Raw genomic sequence first — 18,797 nt, 5'->3', positions numbered from 1 at the left:
GACGGGAGACTCGTCACATGCTCTCCCCCGCCATCCACGTCACCGGCCTCCGCGTCCAGCGCGGAGGCCGGGCCGTCCTCGACGGCTTCGACTTCTCCATTGAACGCGGCACCATCTGCGGCCTGCTCGGCTCCAGCGGGTGCGGCAAGACGACGCTGATCCGCTCGATCGTCGGCGTCCAGCGGCTCGCCGCGGGAAGCGTCACGGTCCTCGGCGAGCCCGCCGGCTCCCCGGGCCTGCGCTCGCGCGTCGCCTACGTCACCCAGGCGCCGTCGGTCTACAGCGACCTGAGCGTCGCCGCCAACCTGCGCTACTTCGCCGCCGTGCTGGGCGTGCCCGCGTGGCGCGAGGACGATGCGCTCGAGGCCGTGGGCCTCGCCGACCGCCGCCGCGACGTCGTCGGCACCCTCTCCGGCGGCCAGCGCGGCCGCGTCTCGCTCGCCTGCGCGCTGCTCTCGGAGCCCGAGCTGCTGGTGCTCGACGAACCGACGGTCGGCCTCGACCCCGTGCTGCGCCGCGATCTCTGGAACCTCTTCCACGACCTCGCCGCCGCGGGCACCACCCTGCTCGTCTCCAGCCACGTCATGGACGAGGCCGAGCGCTGCGACCGGCTGCTGCTGATGCGCGACGGCGGGCTGCTCGCCGACGACACGCCGTCAAACCTCCTCGCGCGCACGCGCGCCCGCGACCTCGAGACCGCCTTTCTGCGGATGATCGAGCCGCTCGCGGTGGCGGCATGACCGCCACGGCCACCCTCGCGACGGCGCGCCGCGTCCTCGGCCAGCTGCGCGGCGACCCGCGCACGATCGCGCTGCTGCTGTTCGTCCCCTGCCTGCTGATGACGCTCCTGTACTGGGTGTTCGCGAAGCAGCCGGAGACGTTCGACCGCATCGGCCTGCAGCTGCTCGGGATCTTCCCGTTCATCACGATGTTCCTCGTCACCTCGGTGGCGATGCTGCGCGAGCGCACGAGCGGGACGCTCGAGCGCCTGCTCACCACGCCGGTCGGCAAGGGCGACCTGCTGGTCGGCTACGCGCTGGCGTTCGGCGTCGCCGCGTTGGCGCAGGCCGCGCTGGCCAGCGGGCTCGCGCTCGGCGTCCTCGGGCTCGACCCCGGCGGCTCCGTCGCCCTCGTGCTGCTGCTGGCGATCGCCGACGCCGTGCTCGGCATGGCGCTCGGCCTGCTCGTCTCCGCCTTCGCCAAGACCGAGTTCCAGGCGGTCCAGTTCCTCCCCGCGTTCGTGCTGCCGCAGATCCTGCTGTGCGGCCTGATCGCGCCCCGCGACGAGATGGCCGGCGCACTGCGGGCGATCTCGAACGCGCTCCCGATGACCTACGCCGTCGAGGCCATGACCGAGCACTCCGCCGGCCTCGACCTGCTCGTGGTGGCCGCTTGCGCCGCCGCCGCCCTCGCGCTCGGCGCCGTCACGTTGCGCCGCCGCAGCGCCTGAGCTTCACCAGGGTGCGGGTGAGTAGTCCTTCAGGAACACCCCGAGGACGTCCTCGCCCGCTTCGCCGCGCACGATCGGGTCATACACGCGCGCGGCGCCGTCGACGAGGTCCAGCGGCGCGTGGAAGCCTTCCTCGGCGAGCCGCATCTTCTGCGGGTGCGGGCGCTCGTCGGTGATCCAGCCCGTGTCGACGGCGGTCATCAGGATGCGGTCGGCGGCGAGCAGCTCGGTCGCGCTGGTCTTGGTCAGCATGTTCAGCGCGGCCTTGGACATGTTCGTGTGCGGGTGGCCCGGACCCTTGTAGGCGCGGCCGAACTGGCCCTCCATCGCCGACACGTTGACGATGTACTTGCGGCGCGCGCTCGACGCCGCCAGCGCCGCCCGCAGGCGGCTGATGAGGATGAACGGCGCGGTCTGGTTGCAGAGCTGGACCTCGAGCAGCTCGACCGGGTCGACCTCGTTGACGAACTGGCTCCAGCTGTTGTGCGGGTGCAGGTCGGGCACCAGGCCGCCGGCGTCGATCGCCATGCCGGCGGCGATCCGCTCCGGCGAGGCCGAGCCGGCGGTCTGCGCCAATGCGCTGAGCGCCTGCGGCGTGGGCGCCCAGTGGGCGTTGCCGGTCGGCAGCAGGTTCCCGTGGCCGTTGGCGCGCGCGAGGGTGATCACCTCGGGCAGCGGCCCGGCCGGCAAGGGGATGCGGTCGTTGGCGACCAGGTGCGCGTAGGACTCGGGCGACCGGCGCACGGTCTGGGCCGCGTTGTTGATCAGGATGTCGAGCGGGCCCTGCCCGGCGACCTCGTCGGTCAGGGCGATCACCTGGCCGGGGTCGCGCAGGTCGATGCCGACGATCCGCAGCCGGTGCAGCCAGTCCGCGCTGTCCTCCATCGCGCTGAAGCGACGGGCGGCGTCATTGGGGAAGCGCGTCGTGATCGTGGTGTGTGCGCCGTCGCGCAGCAGCCGCAGCGCGATGTACATGCCGATCTTCGCCCGCCCGCCCGTCAGCAGCGCGCGCTTGCCGGTCAGGTCGGTGCGCGCGTCGCGCCGCGAGTGGTTGAGCTCCGCACAGGCGGGGCAGAGCTGGTGGTAGAAGGCGTCGACCTCGACGTAGCGCTGCTTGCAGATGTAACACGCGCGCGGGCGCAGCAGCGTGCCGGCGCGCTCGCCGTTGACGCTCGGACGAAGATGGATCCCGCGCGTCTCGTCGTCGATGCGCCCCGGCGCCGCGGTCGCCGTCGCGGCGTCCACCGCTTCGTCGTTGGCCTTGACGAACTGGCGCCGCTCGTGCCGCCGCTGCTTCTTGACCGCCTTGAACACCTTGCCAGTCGCCCGCCGGACCGCCACGTTGTCGGGGTGGTCGAAGGGAAGCTGCTCGGCCTCGGCCAGGACGCGTAGCGCCTCGGCCAGGCGGTCGGGGTCGATGCCGTCCATGGTCAGTTCAGCGTAGAAGCCCGTCCATCCCCAGCTCATAGAATCGGGCTACGTTGTTGTTTGCACAGGCAATCACAACGCCCGCTCCGCAGCGACGCCTCTCACGCCGGCCCCGGGGCGGGACTCGATGGAAGGAGCGCGGCAATGCGCACTGACTTCATCTCGCGGCTGGCCCTGTTGATCCTCGCGGGCTTCCTGCTCATCTCCACCCAGGTGTGGGCGATGGGAACCGTGGAGTGGCTGTTCATCGTCGGCGGGATCGGGATGATCGCCCTGGCCGCCGCCTCGCTGTCGCAGCCCGCCGGGCCGCAGCGGACACTGGACCTGATCCTCGCGATCCTCGGCGTCTGGAGCATCGTCCAAGCGATCGTCTTCGACGGCTCCACCCTCGAGTGGGTCGCGTTCGCGACCGCCGCCGCGGCCGCCCTGCTCGCGACCGTCGGCCTCATCCTTCATGAGGCCACGACCGAGCGTGTCGTCCACGAGCTCAGGGTCGTCGCGAGCGAGGACCGCGTGAGCCGCCCCATCGGGGCATAAGCGCTCGCCCGAGGGGTGCCGCGCCGGCGGCACCCCTCGCGGTTGCGGTGCGCGGGTGGCGCGGAGATACTCGCGTCCGGATGTTCCGTTGGACGGCCGCCGCCCTCGTCGCGCTCGCCATGCTCGCCGCGACGCCCGCGGCGCAGGCGCAACGGCTCGCGGCGCGCTATGAGCTCGACGGCTCCGGCGCCGACAGCTCCGGCTTCGGCAACGACGCGAGGCCGTTCGGCTCGCCGGAGGGCATTCCCGACGGGAAGTTCGGTTCCGCCTTCCGGTTCGGCGACGTGACCGACGGATTCATCGTCAACTCCAGCTCGATGCTGCAGCCGCCGACGATCTCCGTCGCCGCGTGGGTCCGTTCGCCGACACCGGTCGGCACGGTCAAGACGATCCTCTCCCAGGGCGGCGCGGGCAACTGCAGCTACTCGTCGTACGCGCTCTACACGGGCGGTTCGGCCGACGCTCCCGGGGTGCGCTTCTACATCTGGAACGGAACCGCGGCGGTCGTGTCCCCGCCCGGACCCCAGACGATCTGGGACGGCGCGTGGCACATGGTCGCCGGCACGTACGACCAGGCGAAGGTCCGCCTCTATGTCGACGGCGTGCAGGTCGGCGACGGCACACCCGCTTCCGGTCCGATCGTCTACGACCTTCCCGGCACGAACAACTTCGCGATCGGCAACTACGCCGGCAAGCTCTTCGGCGGCGAGTGCATCGAGAACACGGCGTTTCCGCGTGACATCGATCAGGTCATGGTCTTCACCAGCTCGCTCAGCGCCGCGGAGGTCGCCGCGTTGCCGGCGATCCCCACGCCACCGCCGACGCCCACGCCGACGCCCGAGCCTCCGCCGGTTCCCACCGCCACGCCGGTGCTCGACAGCGACGGCGACGGGATCCCCGACTCCGAAGACACGCTGCCCGCCGGGAACCTCCCGCCGATCGCCGGCAAGCGCGTGCAGGCGGCCGCGGCCTCCGGCGAGCTGCTGGTGAAGCTGCCCGGCGCGAACGGGTTCGTCGCGCTCAAGGGCGCCGCGTCACTGCCGGTCGGAAGCGTGGTCGATGCCCGCGCGGGCTCCTTGACCGTCGCCGCCGCGGCCAATGCGCGCGGCACGAGCACCGGCAGCGCGAAGCTCGCCGCCGGCATCTTCAAGATCCGGCAGGACCGGGCCGCGGCCGCCACCGACCTGCTGCTGCAGACGCCCGCCGGCGCCGCCCGCGCGTGCGCGCCCGGACGCACGCCGCCGAAGAAGGGCGTCGTGCGCACGCTGTCCGTGACCACGACCAAGGGCGTTTTCCGGACGGTCGCCGCGAAGGGCGCGATCAAGGGGCAGAAGGCCACGTGGGTCGTCAGCGACACCTGTTCCGGAACGCTCACACAGGTCAAGAAGGGCAAGGTCTCCGTGAAGGCCGGCAAGCGCACGAAGACCCTGAAGGCCGGGCAGCGTTACCTGATCAAGGCGCGGCTGTTCGCGGCTCGCCAGAAGGGCGTCTAGAGGGCCGAAAGTCAACTGCGCCGGGTGCGTTCTCACGCACGCCGATCACCCCGCCGGACCGGCTTGCGACCGGGGGGTGTGTAACGAGAGCTTCCTGTCAGGACGCTCTCGTGCCGCACCCCCACCAACGCGCCAACTCGAACAGTGCGAACCTGATCGAAACCCGCGCACTGACCCGCGAACGCGCACGGTCGACCACGGCGACCGAGAGACGGGCGCTCGACGCACACTTTCTCTCTCCGTGGCCCGTAACTGTCGGTATCCCGGCACGGCACTTCGAGGCAACAGAGCCGAGCCGAGCGGCGGACGGCGCGAGTCAGTCCCGGAGCGTGCGCCACTCCCCCTCCCCCATCCGGCGCAGTTGACGTTCAGGCACCTAGCCGCCCAAAGCCACCCGCACCGCGTCCTCGTCCTGCTGGCCCGTTCCACCGCTCGCGCCCATCGCGCCGATGACCGCGCCGCTCTCGTCCACCACCGGCAGCCCGCCGATCTGCGGCGTGTAGCGCCCGTTCGTCGCGGCGGAGATCGCGGCGCTGAACGCGTGCAGCGACTGCATCTTCTCGCCCTGCGCGGCGCTCGGTGCGCGGTAGGCGGCGGCCGTCCAGGCCTTGCCCAGCGCGACCTCGGGCGCGATCCACGGCGCGCCGTCCATCCGCTGCAGCGCGACGAGATGGCCGCCGTCGTCGACCACGGCGAACGCCATCGCCAGGTCCTGCCGCGCCGCTTCCTCGCACCCGGCGGCGATCAGTTCCAGTGCGCGCACGAGCGTGATCATGGGCGGCCTCCGTGAGGGACGTCGACGGTGGTGGTCAACAGGACGGCCTCGCGCGTGTCCTTGCGGTTGGCCTCGATGAAGTCGGGTGCGGCGCAGAGCAGCAACGTGCGCCCATCCTCCCCGCCGAGCATGCAGGCAAACGCGCCGAGGCCGTCGGGCAGCGGGAGCTCGTCGACGATCTCGCCGCCGGGAGCGATCCGGCATGGCGGCCCGCCGAGCCCGTCCGCCGCCCAGATGTGGCCCTCGGCGTCCATGCAGCAGCCGTCCGGGGCGAAGCCGAGGTTGGGCAGCATCTCCTCGATCGTGCCCGGGGTGACCGTCGGCGCGATCTGGCCCCACACGCGGCGGTCACCCAAAGCGCCGTCGGCGGCGATCGAGAACGCGGTCAGGCGGCCGGCGAAGGTCTCGGCCACGATCAGCGTGTCGCCGTCGAGGACCGTGCCGTTGGGAAACCAGAGGTCGTCCGCGACGACGTGGGCGGAGCCGTCCGGATCGACCCGCACCAGACCCGTCCCCGCCGGGTCGGCGAACGTCATCAGGTCGAACCCGAAGTTGCCCACGTATGCCCGGCCGAGCTCGTCGACGGTCATGTCGTTCAAATGCCCGCCGCAGTGCTCGGTCAGGTCGGCGTGGACGGTCACCGTCCCGTCCGGCGCGCGCCGCAGCAGCGTGTGGTCGAGCATCGACACCACCAGCAGCGACCCGTCGGGCATCCAGCCGAGGCCGGACGGCTGGCCCGCGACCTCGAGCACCAGCTCCTCGCGACCGTCCGGATCCAACGCGAACACGCCGTGCCGGTAGAAGTCCGACACCCACCAGCGACCGTCGTGCCAGCGGGGACCTTCGAAGTAGGACCCGCCCTCGCACAGCGTGCGCAGCTCTCTCGCTCCCATGGCCGGAGCCTATCCTCGAAGGATGGCGCTCAGACTCAGTGTGCTGGACCAGTCGCCGATCTCGGAGGGGATGACCGGGTCGCAGGCGCTGCGCAACACGATCGACCTGGCGCAGTTGACCGACGCCCTCGGCTATCACCGCTACTGGGTGGCCGAGCACCACGGCGGGCCGATGCTCGCCGGCCCGAGCCCAGAGGCGCTGATCGGGCCGATCGCGTCCGCGACCGAGCGGATCCGCGTCGGCAGCGGCGGCGTGATGCTCCCGCACTACTCGCCCTTCAAGGTCGCCGAGACCTTCAGCGTGCTCGCCGGCCTCTATCCCGGCCGGATCGACCTCGGCCTCGGGCGCGCGGCCGGCACCGACCCGATGACCACCCACGCGCTCCAGCGCGACCGCACCAAGGCGATGCCCGACGACTTCCCCGAGCAGCTCGCGGAGCTGCTCGCCTACTACGAGGGCAAGATCCCGATCTCGAGCCCGCTCGCGCGGCTGGCCAAGGTCCTCCCCGGCCGGCCGGAGACCCCGGAGCCGTGGCTGCTCGGCTCCTCGCCGCAGAGCGCCGTCTGGGCGGGCGAGCTCGGCCTGCCGTACGCGTTCGCCGACTTCATCAACTCCGGCGGCGCCGAGATCGCCGACCTCTACCGGCGCGGCTTCGCGGACGGCGTCCGCCTCGACGCGCCGAAGACCGTGGTCGCCGTCTGGGCGCTCGCCGCGGACACCGAGGAAGAGGCCGTCAAGCTCGCCACGAGCAGCCGGATGGCGTTCACGATGCTGCGCCGGGGCCGCCTGATCGCGGTGCCGCCGCCCGAGACCGCGCAGCGCTTCCTCGCGTCCGAGGAGGCCGGCGTCGCGATGCGGCGGCGAACGATCGTCGGGACCGCGGCTCAGGTCCGTTCAGGCATCGAGGAGGCGGCCGCCGAGTACGGCGCGGAGGAGGTGATCGTGGTCACGATCACCTATGACCACGATGCCCGTCGCCGCTCCTACGAGTTGATCGCGGAGGCGTTCGGTCTCGCGGCGGGTGACCTCGCCCAGGCCGGTCTGCGGACCGACACGTAACGCCCACGCATTGGGCGGGCGCCGCCTCGATCCCGAGCGCGCCGGTATTGCGCCCGACCCACCCCGCGATCAGGCCGCGATACCCCCGTCCTTGATCTCGATCACCCGATCGCAGTCGATCGCTTCGTGCAGCGCGCGGTCGTGCGATGCCACCACGAGCGTCCCGCGATAGGCGCGCAGCGCCGCCTCGATGATCTCGAGCGTCTCGAAGTCGAGGTGGTTGGTCGGCTCGTCCAGGAGGATCAGGTCCGCACCGGCGGCGACCATCCCGGCGACGTGCACACGGGCGCGCTCCCCCGGCGAGAGGCGGCCGAGCGGGCGGGCGATCGCCTCCGCGCCGAGCCGGTAGTGGGCGAGCAGCGTGCGCGCCTCGTCCTCGGGCAGCCGGGTCTGCTCGCGAAACCACTCCAGGAGCGGGCGTGAGCCGTCCAGCCGCGCCGGGGTCTGCGGCAGCAGGCGAACCGTGCCGCGGACGTCGACCTCGCCGCGATCGGGCGCCAGCGCGCCGCTGAGCAGGTGCAGCAGCGTGCTCTTGCCGGCGCCGTTAGGGCCGATCAGCGCCACCCGCTCCCCGCCGTGCAGCGTGAAGTCGGCGCCGCTGAAAACGCCGTCGACCGCCACGTCGCGCACCGCGGCGACGAGCCGGCGCCCGGTCTCCGCCTCCGGGAGCGCGACCTTGAACGCCGACGGGTCGCGCGGCATCCGCAGCCAGTCCTCGGAGGCCATCTCGCGCCGCAGCCGCCCCTCACGGACCTTGGACTTCTTCGCCACCTTGGCCGCCATCCGCTTCAGATGTGGCTTCGCCGCGCCCATGCCGTCGGCCTGACGCTCCGCGTACCCCGCCTGGCGCGAGGTCATCGCGATGTCGTCCTGGAGGCGCCGGCGGCGCTTGTCCTGCGCCTCGACCTGCAGCGCGAGCCGCTCGCGACGCCGCTCGCGCTCCTCCTTGTAGGTGGTGTAGCCGCCCTCATAGGTCTCGAGCCCGTTCGCCGAGAGCTCGAGCACGCGATCGACGGTGGCGTCGAGGAAGGCACGATCGTGGCTGACGGTCAGCAGCGTGCCGGTGAAGCCGGCCAGCCACTCGGCCAGCCAGGCGCGGCCGTCGGCGTCGAGGTGGTTGGTCGGCTCGTCGAGCAGGAGCACCGTCGGCTCGCCGAGCAGGACCGCGGCCAGCAGGCAGCGGGCGGCCTCGCCGCCGGAGACGTGGCCCAGGAGCGAGCCGCGGTCGAGGTGCTCGATGCCCAGCCGGCGGCGCGCCTCGTCCAGCCGCGCCTCCAGCGCCCACCCGCCGAGCGCCTCGAAGCGCGCCTGCGCCTCGCCGTACGCGTCGAGGTCGGTCAGATCGCGCTCGAGCGCGTCGAGTCGCAGCCTCACCTCCCAGACTTCGCCGAGCGCGCGTTTGAGCAGGTCGTCGATCGTGGCCTGCGGGTCGAGCACGTCCTGCGGCAGGTAGCCGACGCGGTCGCCGGCGCCGAGGATGACCGCGCCGCGATCAGGACGATCGGCACCCGCCAGCAGGCGGATGAGCGTGGTCTTGCCGACGCCATTGACGCCGACGAGCGCGGCGCGCGCGCCGTCCTCGAGGGTGAGCGAGATGCCGCCGAACAACGGCGCCCCGTCGTGGGCCTTGGTGAGATCGGTGCCCTTCAACATGGTGGTCCTCTCGTGGTGGAGAACCGGGCGCGCGGGCGTGCAGAAGCGGGTCGCAAGACGAGCAACACCACGCCACCGCACGCCCGGCCGAATTGCCGGATGGTTCAATCAGGTGCGGTGGCTGGCTACTTCACGCACGAAGAAGGGTAGAGCGGACGACTTATGCGTCTAGGGGAGCTAGCCGAACACCCGCTCGGCCTCACGTGGGTGGTCGACGATCCGCTGCTGCGCGCCTCGCACGCACTGGTGCACGACGGCCGCGTCTGGTTCGTGGATCCCGTCGACGCGCCGGAGGCGATGGAGCGCGCCGCGGCGCTGGGCGAGCCCGCGGGCGTCCTGCAGCTGTTCGTGGCCCACCCGCGCGACGGCGCCGCGATCGCGCAGCGGCTGAACATCCCGCACCACGTCCTCCCGGACGTGCTGCCGGACACGCCGTTCAGCGTGATCGACCTCGATCTCGGGCCGTGGAAGGAACGCGCGCTGTGGTGGCCGGAGACGAACGGGCTGGTCGTCGCCGAGTCGATCGGCACCGCCACCCACTACGCGGTCGGCAACGGCCCGGCGGGCACCCACTTCCTGCGCCGCCTGCTCCCGCCCACGCGCCTGAAGCCCTTCCTGCCGGAGCACCTGCTCGTCGGCCACGGCAAGCCGATCCACGGCGGCGACGCGGCCGCCGCGCTCCTGGACGCCCTCAACCGCTCGCGGCGGGAACTTCCGCTGTTCGTTCTGCACGCGCCGCGACTTATCCGCGGCATGAAGGCCCGAAGCTGAGGTAGCGTGCGCCTCATGTTCACCCTCGACCACGACCCCGTCGACGGCAGTCACCTGATCGTCGCCGGCGGTGAGCTCGATCTCGCCGCCACCTCTGAAATGAGCGCGATCTTCGCGATGTCCGCCGCCGGCCCGCAGGATGCGGTCGTTCTCGACCTGATGGGGGTGGACTTCATCGACTCCTCAGCCCTCGGCACGATCCTGCGCGCCGCCCAGCAGCTCGAGGTCTCGGGCAAGCGCCTGCACGTCGTCGCGCCCGAAGGTCCCGTCCGGCGCCTGCTGGAGATCACCGGCACCGCTTCGCGCTTCTCGCTGCACACCACGCGCGACAGCGCGTTCGCGGCCGCTTAGGCGTCCTCGAACCGCAGCGCGTCGAGGTTCGGGAGGATCTCGTCGGCCAGCGCGAGGGCGTCCTCGGCGGGCGGGAAGTGCGGGTTGGGGATCGCGATGACGCGCAGCCCCGCGGCGTGGGCGGACTTGATGCCGTTCTCGGAGTCCTCGATCGCGGCGCCTTCGGTGATCCCGAGCCGGCGCATCGCCTCCAGGTAGACGTCGGGAGCGGGTTTGCCGCGGCCGACCTCCTCGGAGGAGACCGTCGCGGCGAAGCGGTGCGTCACGCCCATGGTCTGCAGGACGACATCGATCACGGGACGATTCGACGACGACGCGAGGCCGAGCGTGTGGGTCTGCGCGAGCCGCTCGACGGCCTCCTTGGCGCCGGGGAGCAGCGGCAGGTGCTCCTTGTAGCCCGCCAGCATCGCCTCGACCACGGCCGCGTTGACCTCGTCGGGCGTGAGCTGGGCGCCGAGCTGCTCGACGACGTAGACGGGCCACTCCTTGGAGCTCATGCCCAGCATGTCGCGGGTGGCGGAGTCCTTCCACGCGCCGCCGTGGGCGTCGACGACGTCCTTGCGAGCCTGGTCCCACGCCTGCTCGGAGTCCACCAGGACCCCGTCGAGATCGAAAATAATCGCGTTCAAGCGGCTCTTACTAGCGGGGATTGCCGGCGGGCGCTGTTGGCGATCGCGTCGAGCACCGCGCGAATGGCGGGCGAGGACTCCGCTCCGGCGCGGCAGGCCATGAAGACGTGGCGCTTCGGCGGCACGCCCACGAGCGGGACGATCACGACGCCCGCAGGCGGCGCGGTATGGGCGAGCCGCGGTACGAGGGAGATGCCGAGACCGCCGGCGACGAGCCCCATCACCGCCTGCCAGTCACCCGCCCGGTGGGCGACCTTCGGGCTGAAGCCCGCGGCCCGGCAGCCGGCCTGGAAGACCTCGTCGCACGACCAGCCGACCGGCGGCGCCACCCACCACTCCCCCGCGAGATCGGCGAGGTCGATACGGGCTCGACCCGCGAGCGGGTGATCGGTCGCGACCACCGCGTCGAGGATGTCGCCGAGCAGGTCCTCGCGGTGGAAGCGGGTGTCGTCGCGACCCGGCGCCGACGAGCACTCCATGCCGAGGATCATGTCGACGTCACGGGCGACCAGCAGCGCGACCGCCTCGGGGGTCTCGGCCTCGCGAATCCGCAGCGTGACGGCGGGCGCGACGGCGCGCAGCGGCCGCGCGGCCGGGGCGAGCAGGCCCGCCAGCGCCGTCGGGAACCCGCCGATCCGCACCTCGCCCCGTGGCGCCGAGTCCTGGGCGGCCAGGTCACCTTCGAGCTTCTCCAGCTGCGCGAACAGCGCGTCGGCGTGGCCGAGCAGCACATACGCGGCGGGCGTCAACCGCACGCTGCGACCCGAAGGCTCCAGCAGCGCGTGCCCGATGTCGCGCTCCAGCGCGGACAGCTGCTGCGACACCGCGGAAGGCGTCAGATGGAGCGTGTCCGCGGCCGCGGCCAGCGTGCCGTGGTCGGCGACGGCCCGCAGCGCTCGCAATCTCCGCAGGTCGACCATGTAGTCGATCTTACGGGTTACATCCACAAAGTCCAATCGCTCTTGGGAGTCATCGCCGTCACCGTTGGCGGCATGCCCCGCCGCCATGTCCTCCTCGCTCTCGCCGTCGCCGTCGTGTGGGGCGTCAACTTCGTGGTCATCCACGTCGGCCTCGATCACTTCCCGCCGCTGCTGTTCGCCGCCCTGCGCTTCTGCCTCGTCGCGCTCGCCCTCCCCTTCGCGCCGCGCCCCGGCGTGCCGGTCAGGTACGTGATCGCCGTCGGCGTCTTCCTCTCCGCCGGCCAGTTCGGGCTGCTCTTCCTCGGGATCGAGAAGGGCATGCCGGCCGGGCTCGCCAGCCTCGTGCTCCAGCTGCAGGCCGCCTTCACGGTCGGGCTCGCCGTCCTGCTGCTGAAGGAGCGGCCGAAGAAGGCGCAGCTCGCGGGCGGGGCGCTCGCGCTGGCCGGGATCGGCATCATCGCCGCGGGCCGCGCGTCGGCGGTCCCGCTCGGCGCGCTCGCGCTGACGATCGGCGCCGCGGCATCGTGGGGCTTCGGCAACGTCGCGACGCGCAAGGCGCAGTCGCCGAACCCGCTCGGCCTGCTGGTGTGGTCGAGCCTCGTCCCGCCGCTCCCTCTGCTGTCACTGTCGCTGCTGACCGAGCGCGGCGACCCCGTCTCGATCAACGCCACCGGCATCCTCGCGCTGCTCTACGTCGTCGTCCTGTCGACGCTGGTGGGCTTCGGCGCCTGGGCGTGGCTGCTGGGCAAGCACCCGGCGAGCACCGTCGCGCCGTTCACGCTGCTCGTGCCGGTGGTCGGGATCGCCGCGGCCTGGATCGCGCTGAACGAAGTGCCGTCCGGAGCGGAGCTGATCGGCGCCGCCGTCGTGCTCAGCGGCCTGGCGCTGACCGTGGGGTTGACAGCGCCCCGCCGGTCGCGGGAGGCTCGGGAATCATGCGCCTCTCACGTCGCGTCGCCGTCGCCGCAACCCTCGTCTCCCTGATCGCCGCGGCGCCCGCCGCCGCCGCAGGATCGAGCTACCGCGTCGAGAATGTGCGTACGCAGGGCCAGCGCTCGGCGGTCGCGCGGACAGGCGCGGCGATCGTCCAGGTCGACCGGACGTCGGTGACGGTCACCGCCTCCCGGTCGGACCTGCGGGCGCTGCGCCGCGCGGGGTTCAAGGTGACCGCGGGCGCCCGTGCCTCCGACTTCCCGAGCGCCGACGCCGGCTACCACAACTACGCGGAGATGACCGCGGAGATCAGCTCGATCGCCGCCGCCCACCCGGACCTCGTGAGCGTCCAGCCGATCGGGAACTCCTACCAGGGCCGCGCCCTGACCGCGATCAAGATCTCCGACAACGTCGGCACCGACGAGAACGAGCCCGAGGTCCTGTTCACCGCCGGCCAGCACGCCCGCGAGCACCTGACGATCGAGATGGCGCTCTACCTCACCCACCTGCTCGCGGAGGACCCGGACTCCCGCGTGCGCACCTTGGTCAACACGCGCGAGATCTGGATCGTGCCGAACATGAACCCGGACGGCAGCGAGTACGACGTGGCGAGCGGCAGCTACCGCTCGTGGCGCAAGAACCGCCAGCCCAACGCGGGCTCGACCGCCGTCGGCACCGACCTCAACCGCAACTGGGGATTCAACTGGGGCTGCTGCGGCGGCTCCAGCGGCACGTTCTCCTCCGAGACCTACCGCGGCGCCGCGCCGTTCAGCGCGCCCGAGACCGTGCGGGTGCGCGACTTCGTCAACTCCCGCGTCGTCGGCGGCGTCCAGCAGATCAAGACCAACATCGACTTCCACACGTATTCCGAGCTGGTGCTGTGGCCCTACGGCTACACGACCGCCGACACCGCGCCCGGGCTGACCGTCGACGACCAGGCGACGTTCGCCACGCTCGGCCGCAGCATGGCCGCCTCCAACGGCTACACGCCCGAGCAGGCGAGCGACCTCTACATCACGGACGGCTCGATCGACGACTGGCTCTGGGCCCAGCACCACATCTTCAGCTACACGTTCGAGATGTACCCGCGCACCTCGAGCCCGGGCTTCTACCCGCCCGACGAGTCGATCGTCGCCCAGACGACCCGCAACCGTGACGCGGTCCTGCAACTGCTCGACGCGTCCGACTGCCCGTACGAGGTGATCGGCAAGCAGGCGCAGCACTGCGGCGGCCCCGCGCCGGTCACGCTCTTCGACGACACCTTCGAGAGCGCCACCGGCTGGACGTTCACCCACGCCGCCACGACCGGCCGCTTCGAGATCGGCGACCCGGCGGCGACGACCTCAAGCGGCGCGAAGCAGCTCGGCACGACCACCAGCGGCACGCGTGACCTGGTGACCGGGGCGAGCGCGGGAGCCGACGCCGGTGCCAACGACGTCGACGGCGGCACCACGACCGCGCTCTCGCCGCCGATCACCCTCACGGGCGGGTCCAACTACACGCTGGGCTTCAACTGGTATCTCGCGCACGGCTCCAATGCGACCTCCGCCGACTACCTGCGGGTCAGCGTCGTCGGCGCGACGACGTCGACCGTCTTCCAGCAGCTCGGCTCCGCGGTGAACCGCAACGGCGCGTGGGCGGCCGCCACGGCAAGCCTGAATGGGTGGGCTGGGCAGACGATCCGCATTCGAGTGGAAGCTGCCGACGCGGCGACCGCTAGCCTCGTCGAAGCCGCTGTCGACGATCTCAAAGTGACCCGCAACTGATCCGCTCACTCGCCGTCGCCGCGGCCTGTGCCGCGCTCCTCGTGAGCGCGGCGCCCGCGGCGGCCGACTTCCCCGCCGCCGACTCCGGCTACCACAACGACGCCGAGACGCGCGCCCAGATCGACGCGACGATCGCCGCGCACCCGGACCTGATCTCGCGCACGACGATCGGCACGAGCTACGAGGGCCGCGAGCTGTGGGCGATCAAGATCTCCGACAACGTCGCCGTCGACGAGGGCGAGCCCGAGGTCCTGTTCACCGCCGGCCAGCACGCCCGCGAGCACATCACGGTCGAGATGGCGCTGTACCTGATCGACGAGCTGACCGGCAAGTACGCGACGGACCCGCGGATCAAGGGCATCGTCGACTCGCGCGAGATCTGGATCATCCCCGATGTCAACCCCGACGGCAGCGAGTACGACATCGCCACCGGCACCTACCGCTCCTGGCGCAAGAACCGCCAGCCCAACGCCGGCACCGACGCCGTCGGCACCGACCTCAACCGCAACTACGGCTTCAAGTGGGGCTGCTGCGGCGGGTCGAGCGGGATCGCCTCGCTCGAGACCTACCGCGGCCCGTCCGCGTTCTCGGCGCCCGAGACGCAGGCGGTGCGCGACTTCGTCCTCAGCCGCGTCGTCGACGGCGTACAGCAGATCCGCGCCTCGATCGACTGGCACTCCTTCAGCGAGCTGATCCTCTGGCCGTTCGGCCACACCCGCGCCGACGTCACCAAGGGGATGACGCGCGACCAGCACGACACGTTCGAGGCGCTCGGCACCAGCATGGCGCGCACCAACGGCTACACGGCCGAGCAGTCGAGCGACCTCTACATCACCGACGGCGCGATCGACGACTGGCTCTGGGGCGCCAACGGCGTCTTCGCCTTCACGTTCGAGATGTACCCGGTCGACGGCCGCTCTCCCGGCTTCTATCCCCCGGACGAGGTGATCCACCGCGAGACCGCGCGCAACCGCGAGGCCGCGCTGATGCTGCTGGAGGACGCCGCCTGCCCGTACGCGGCGATCGGCAAGCTCCTGCAGTACTGCGGCAACGCGCCGCTGACCACGATCTACGCCGCCGCCCGGCCGCCGAAGCGCTCGCCGGCGATCGCCCTGACCGGCGCGACCAACTTCAGCCTCTCCTTCAAGTATCGGGGGGTGAAGCGCGACGCGTCGCTGCGGGTCCTCGTCGGGGGCAAGACCGTGGCGCGGTTCTCGGGCCGGACGAACGGGCCAAAGGGCGCGACCGCGAGCCTCAGCCGCTTCGCCGGCCGGCACGTGCGGGTGGAGATCGCCGGCCACGACGCGACCGTGACCGGCCTGCGCGTCTCCCGTTACTAGGCCACGGCGCGCAGGCGGCGCAGCGGCTTGCCGCGCAGGGCCTTCACGACCGACTGCAGGACGGCCTCGGACTCGTCGCTGCGGCCGTCGGTGACGGCGCCGATGATGCCGCGCTTGCGGGCGAGCACCTCGGCCATCTGTTCGTCGATCGAGCCGGCGGCGAGCAGGTACCACGCGGTCACGGCGTCGCGCTGGCCGATCCGGTGTGTGCGGTCCTCGGCCTGGTCGTGCATCGCCGGGCTCCACTCGAGGTCCAGGAACGCGACGTTGGACGCGCGGGTGAGCGTGATCCCCTGGCCGGCGACGCGGGTGGAGCAGACGATCAGCTGCGGACCGTCGGGCTCCTGGAAGGCCTGAACCGCGCGGTCGCGCTCCTCGGCCTTGTCGGCGCCGACGACGTGGACGGCCTCCGGGAACCGCTGCACGACCAGCTCCTGGATCTCGCGGTGGCCGGCGAAGACCACGAGCGGCTCCTCGGAGGCGAGGAAGTCGTCGATCCAGCCGAGCATCGCGCCGAGCTTGCCGCGGGCGGCGAGACGGCGCAGCACGTTGAGCTGCGCGAGCCGTTCCGCCCGCAGCGTCGCCTGGACCTTCCCTTCGAGCTCTGAGAGCTCGAGCGGCTGCTCCTGCAGCCAGGCGATGACGTCGCGCTCGGCGAGCCGGTATTCCTTCTCGTTCTCCAGCGCGACCGGGACGACGACCTGGCGCTTCTCGGGCAGCTGCGGCAGCACGTCCTTCTTCAGGCGCCGCACGAAGCAGGTGCGGCGCAGGTGCCAGTGGATGCGCTCCTCCGCGCCGGCGCCCTGGAAGCGGCGCTTGAAGCGCGCCCCGGAGCCGAACTCCTCCAGGCGGCCGAGGATGCGCAGCTGGGCGATCAGCTCATCCGGGTGGTTCATCACCGGCGTGCCGGTCAGGCAGATCTTCAGCGCGCCCTCGGGGAGCTGCTCGGCGAGCCGCCGGACCGCCCGGGTGCGCTTGGCCTGCGGGTTCTTGACGTAGTGGGACTCGTCGAGGATCAGCGCCTTGGGCTTGGAGATCGCCAGGCGCTCGCGGTGGGCGTGGACGATCTCGTAGTTGAGCACCGTGATGTCCGCGCGCGGGATCGCCTTGCCGGTGCCGACGACGACGTGCTGCGTGCGGTGCGGCAGCCAGTGCTGGATCTCGCGCTGCCAGTTGAGCTTGAGGCTGGCCGGGCAGATGACGACCGCCGGGTAGGCGTCGTCCTCCTCCAGCGTGGCGAGCGCCTCGATGGTCTTGCCCAGGCCCTGCTCGTCGGCGATGAACAGCCGCCGCGACTTCAGCGCGTACGCCACGCCCGCGCGCTGGAACGGGCGCAGCTCTCCGCCGAGCCGGTCCTCGCACTCCAGCCGGTCCGCGTCGGCGGAGCGCGAGCTCCGGACCGCGCCGATCGCCTTGTCGTGCTCGATCCGCAGCCGGTCCAGCGCCTCCTGCGCGTTGTTGCCGACGTCGATCTGGTGGACGCGGATGAAGTGCTCCAGCGGCTCCAGCAGGTACGGGTCGATCGGGAGCGTCCGGCCGTGCGCCTCGGCGGCGGGCAGCTCGACGAAGGCGCCGGCGGTGTCCGGGTCCCAGTTGACCTCGAGCTTGAAGCGCGCCTCGCCGTAGCTCTCGACCAGCGTCAGCGTCGCCGGGGCGGGCGTGAGGCCGACCTGCAGGCGAGTGGCGCAGCGCAGCGCGCGCGGGTCCATCCGGGCGCCCGCCATGTCGAGCAGCGTGTTGGCGACCTCCTCGGTGAACGGCAGCCAGCGCCGCTCCCCGCGCTGCTCGGCGACGCTCGCGAGCTCCTCCGGCAGGTCACCCGCGATGCCGTCGAGCACGAACCAGCCCGCACCGTCGCGCCGTGCGGCGGTGACGCGCCCGACCCAGCCCTTGACCGCGCGCGAGAGCCACTCCTCGACCTCCAGGGCGACCTCGAGCTCGGGGAAGCGTTCGATGACGCCCTGGACGTAGGCGGCGGTGGCGTCCGCACGCGGGGCGGACCACTCCTTCGCCTGCCAGTCGAACTTGCGGCCGGGAATCGAGCGGACGGCGTCCACGATGTCGGCCCGGTACGGGAAGGCGAACACCACGATGTCGTGGCCCTGCGAGTTCTTGCGGAGCTCGACGTTGGCCACGGGATCGACTGCGCGCACCCTCCAACGGTAGCTAGCTCAACGGTCGTTGCTGAACGTGCCGTTCGATACTGGCCGCTGTATGCGGGCGGAGATCGTGGAAGACATGGCGCCGCCCCGCGATCGTGCGGACCATCAGCGTGGCGTGCTTGCGGCGGACCTTGTGCGAGATCTCGGCCACGTTGCGAAAGGGCAGCGAGTGCACGCGCGCCACCGGCGCGTCGTCGAGCAGCCACAGCAGCCGGCGCTCGGTGACGGCGAGGATCGCCCGCGGGCTGGCCCAGGTCGAGGTCGGCGTGACGAGCTTGACGTCCTCGTCGGGGTTGAGCGTGTCCAGCAGCTCCGGGCCGAGCGCGAGCCGCAGCGGCGGGATCAGCCACCCGCCCTTGCCGGCGGAGCGCGTGGCGGCGCGGGTCCGCGGTGTGGGCGCGCCGGGGTTCCATGGGCCTTGGAGCCCGTGCTGCGCCGTGGCGCGTACGAGGTCGTAGGCGGCGTTGATCTCCGCCATCCGCGCGGCCGCGTCCTCCCCGGGCGAGCGGTCCGGATGCCAGCGCTTGGCCGCCTCGCGGTAGGCCGCGGTGATCTCCTGCTCCGCGGCGCCGGGGCGCACTCCGAGCACGGCGTAGGGGTCCATCAGAACATTCTGCCGCGAGGATCGGGTAGACA

17 protein-coding genes and 1 pseudogene are annotated in these 18,797 nt (G+C 71.9%); 10 read left to right on the top strand and 8 right to left on the bottom strand.

Annotated features, from left to right (window positions below):
• The first annotated feature begins 17 nt into the window (after positions 1-17).
• Both OM076_RS27015 and OM076_RS27010 read left to right on the top strand, forming a co-directional pair.
• Positions 18-740, top strand: coding sequence for an ABC transporter ATP-binding protein (locus tag OM076_RS27015; RefSeq protein ID WP_270043220.1), 723 nt, complete (start codon positions 18-20; stop codon positions 738-740).
• Entirely contained in the window at positions 737-1,450 is a 714-nt protein-coding gene (locus OM076_RS27010; RefSeq protein WP_270043219.1) for an ABC transporter permease, read from the top strand. Before OM076_RS27015 ends, OM076_RS27010 begins: the two co-directional genes overlap by 4 nt.
• 3 nt (positions 1,451-1,453) lie before the next feature.
• On the opposite strand, the gene OM076_RS27005 is transcribed toward OM076_RS27010, so the two are convergent.
• The gene (locus OM076_RS27005; protein ID WP_270043218.1) at positions 1,454-2,878 is read right to left on the bottom strand and encodes an SDR family NAD(P)-dependent oxidoreductase; all 1,425 of its coding nucleotides are present in this window, start codon (positions 2,876-2,878) and stop codon (positions 1,454-1,456) included.
• Positions 2,879-3,022: 144 nt separating this feature from the next.
• Between OM076_RS27005 and OM076_RS27000 the strand changes: the two genes are divergently transcribed.
• Positions 3,023-3,415, top strand: coding sequence for a hypothetical protein (locus OM076_RS27000; RefSeq protein ID WP_270043217.1), 393 nt, complete (start codon positions 3,023-3,025; stop codon positions 3,413-3,415).
• A gap of 80 nt (positions 3,416-3,495) precedes the next feature.
• Positions 3,496-4,908, top strand: a complete 1,413-nt coding sequence (locus tag OM076_RS26995) for a LamG domain-containing protein (protein WP_270043216.1) — start codon at positions 3,496-3,498, stop codon at positions 4,906-4,908.
• A 376-nt stretch (positions 4,909-5,284) separates the two neighbouring features.
• Here OM076_RS26995 and OM076_RS26990 read toward each other — a convergent pair whose 3' ends face one another.
• Entirely contained in the window at positions 5,285-5,671 is a 387-nt protein-coding gene (locus OM076_RS26990) for a GlcG/HbpS family heme-binding protein (RefSeq protein WP_270043215.1), read from the bottom strand.
• A gap of 8 nt (positions 5,672-5,679) precedes the next feature.
• Entirely contained in the window at positions 5,680-6,576 is an 897-nt protein-coding gene (locus OM076_RS26985) for an SMP-30/gluconolactonase/LRE family protein (RefSeq protein ID WP_270043214.1), read from the bottom strand.
• Between the two features lie 22 nt (positions 6,577-6,598).
• On the opposite strand from OM076_RS26985, the gene OM076_RS26980 reads away from it, so the two are divergent.
• Positions 6,599-7,636, top strand: coding sequence for an LLM class flavin-dependent oxidoreductase (locus tag OM076_RS26980; RefSeq protein ID WP_270043213.1), 1,038 nt, complete (start codon positions 6,599-6,601; stop codon positions 7,634-7,636).
• Positions 7,637-7,705: 69 nt separating this feature from the next.
• On the opposite strand, the gene OM076_RS26975 is transcribed toward OM076_RS26980, so the two are convergent.
• Positions 7,706-9,289, bottom strand: a complete 1,584-nt coding sequence (locus tag OM076_RS26975) for an ABC-F family ATP-binding cassette domain-containing protein (RefSeq protein ID WP_270043212.1) — start codon at positions 9,287-9,289, stop codon at positions 7,706-7,708.
• 162 nt (positions 9,290-9,451) lie between these two features.
• Between OM076_RS26975 and OM076_RS26970 the strand changes: the two genes are divergently transcribed.
• Together OM076_RS26970 and OM076_RS26965 are read left to right on the top strand one after the other, a co-directional pair.
• Positions 9,452-10,060 (top strand): hypothetical protein, encoded by a 609-nt coding sequence (locus OM076_RS26970; RefSeq protein WP_270043211.1) that lies wholly within the window; start codon positions 9,452-9,454, stop codon positions 10,058-10,060.
• A 15-nt stretch (positions 10,061-10,075) separates the two neighbouring features.
• Positions 10,076-10,411: an STAS domain-containing protein gene (locus OM076_RS26965; RefSeq protein WP_270043210.1), complete on the top strand. Its 336-nt coding sequence runs from the start codon at positions 10,076-10,078 to the stop codon at positions 10,409-10,411.
• On the opposite strand, the gene OM076_RS26960 is transcribed toward OM076_RS26965, so the two are convergent.
• Both OM076_RS26960 and OM076_RS26955 read right to left on the bottom strand, forming a co-directional pair.
• A complete protein-coding gene (locus OM076_RS26960) occupies positions 10,408-11,040 on the bottom strand; it encodes an HAD family hydrolase (RefSeq protein WP_270043209.1) in 633 nt (210 codons plus the stop codon). The two genes, OM076_RS26965 and OM076_RS26960, sit on opposite strands and share 4 nt — an antisense overlap.
• The gene (locus tag OM076_RS26955; RefSeq protein ID WP_270043208.1) at positions 11,037-11,987 is read right to left on the bottom strand and encodes a LysR family transcriptional regulator; all 951 of its coding nucleotides are present in this window, start codon (positions 11,985-11,987) and stop codon (positions 11,037-11,039) included. The genes OM076_RS26960 and OM076_RS26955 overlap by 4 nt, the downstream gene beginning before the upstream one ends.
• A gap of 45 nt (positions 11,988-12,032) precedes the next feature.
• On the opposite strand from OM076_RS26955, the gene OM076_RS26950 reads away from it, so the two are divergent.
• From OM076_RS26950 to OM076_RS26940, 3 genes and pseudogenes are all read left to right on the top strand, one after another.
• Positions 12,033-12,944, top strand: coding sequence for an EamA family transporter (locus tag OM076_RS26950; protein ID WP_270043207.1), 912 nt, complete (start codon positions 12,033-12,035; stop codon positions 12,942-12,944).
• Complete coding sequence (locus OM076_RS26945) at positions 12,896-14,659, top strand: M14 family metallopeptidase (protein ID WP_270043206.1); 1,764 nt, start codon at positions 12,896-12,898, stop codon at positions 14,657-14,659. Before OM076_RS26950 ends, OM076_RS26945 begins: the two co-directional genes overlap by 49 nt.
• Positions 14,660-14,724: 65 nt before the next feature.
• Positions 14,725-15,735, top strand: a pseudogene (locus OM076_RS26940) (M14 family metallopeptidase); the annotation flags it as partial.
• Positions 15,736-15,995: 260 nt separating this feature from the next.
• On the opposite strand, the gene OM076_RS26935 reads toward OM076_RS26940, so the two are convergent.
• The gene (locus OM076_RS26935; protein WP_270043204.1) at positions 15,996-18,152 is read right to left on the bottom strand and encodes a DEAD/DEAH box helicase; all 2,157 of its coding nucleotides are present in this window, start codon (positions 18,150-18,152) and stop codon (positions 15,996-15,998) included.
• A gap of 13 nt (positions 18,153-18,165) precedes the next feature.
• A complete protein-coding gene (locus OM076_RS26930; RefSeq protein WP_270043203.1) occupies positions 18,166-18,765 on the bottom strand; it encodes a J domain-containing protein in 600 nt (199 codons plus the stop codon).
• Positions 18,766-18,797 lie beyond the last annotated feature (32 nt).

This window comes from Solirubrobacter ginsenosidimutans, from assembly GCF_027587205.1.
This window is presented reverse-complemented; position numbering and strand designations above follow the sequence as displayed.

What these genes read in the sequence shown, in the direction of transcription:
- OM076_RS26945 (WP_270043206.1), top strand. Translation starts at nt 12,896, where the DNA reads ATGCGCCTCTCACGTCGCGTCGCCGTCGCCGCAACCCTCGTCTCCCTG.
- OM076_RS27000 (WP_270043217.1), top strand. Translation starts at nt 3,023, where the DNA reads ATGCGCACTGACTTCATCTCGCGGCTGGCCCTGTTGATCCTCGCGGGC.
- OM076_RS26965 (WP_270043210.1), top strand. Translation starts at nt 10,076, where the DNA reads ATGTTCACCCTCGACCACGACCCCGTCGACGGCAGTCACCTGATCGTC.
- OM076_RS27010 (WP_270043219.1), top strand. Translation starts at nt 737, where the DNA reads ATGACCGCCACGGCCACCCTCGCGACGGCGCGCCGCGTCCTCGGCCAG.
- OM076_RS26970 (WP_270043211.1), top strand. Translation starts at nt 9,452, where the DNA reads ATGCGTCTAGGGGAGCTAGCCGAACACCCGCTCGGCCTCACGTGGGTG.
- OM076_RS26980 (WP_270043213.1), top strand. Translation starts at nt 6,599, where the DNA reads ATGGCGCTCAGACTCAGTGTGCTGGACCAGTCGCCGATCTCGGAGGGG.
- OM076_RS26975 (WP_270043212.1), bottom strand. Translation starts at nt 9,289, where the DNA reads ATGTTGAAGGGCACCGATCTCACCAAGGCCCACGACGGGGCGCCGTTG.
- OM076_RS26930 (WP_270043203.1), bottom strand. Translation starts at nt 18,765, where the DNA reads ATGGACCCCTACGCCGTGCTCGGAGTGCGCCCCGGCGCCGCGGAGCAG.
- OM076_RS27015 (WP_270043220.1), top strand. Translation starts at nt 18, where the DNA reads ATGCTCTCCCCCGCCATCCACGTCACCGGCCTCCGCGTCCAGCGCGGA.
- OM076_RS26950 (WP_270043207.1), top strand. Translation starts at nt 12,033, where the DNA reads ATGCCCCGCCGCCATGTCCTCCTCGCTCTCGCCGTCGCCGTCGTGTGG.
- OM076_RS27005 (WP_270043218.1), bottom strand. Translation starts at nt 2,878, where the DNA reads ATGGACGGCATCGACCCCGACCGCCTGGCCGAGGCGCTACGCGTCCTG.
- OM076_RS26985 (WP_270043214.1), bottom strand. Translation starts at nt 6,576, where the DNA reads ATGGGAGCGAGAGAGCTGCGCACGCTGTGCGAGGGCGGGTCCTACTTC.
- OM076_RS26995 (WP_270043216.1), top strand. Translation starts at nt 3,496, where the DNA reads ATGTTCCGTTGGACGGCCGCCGCCCTCGTCGCGCTCGCCATGCTCGCC.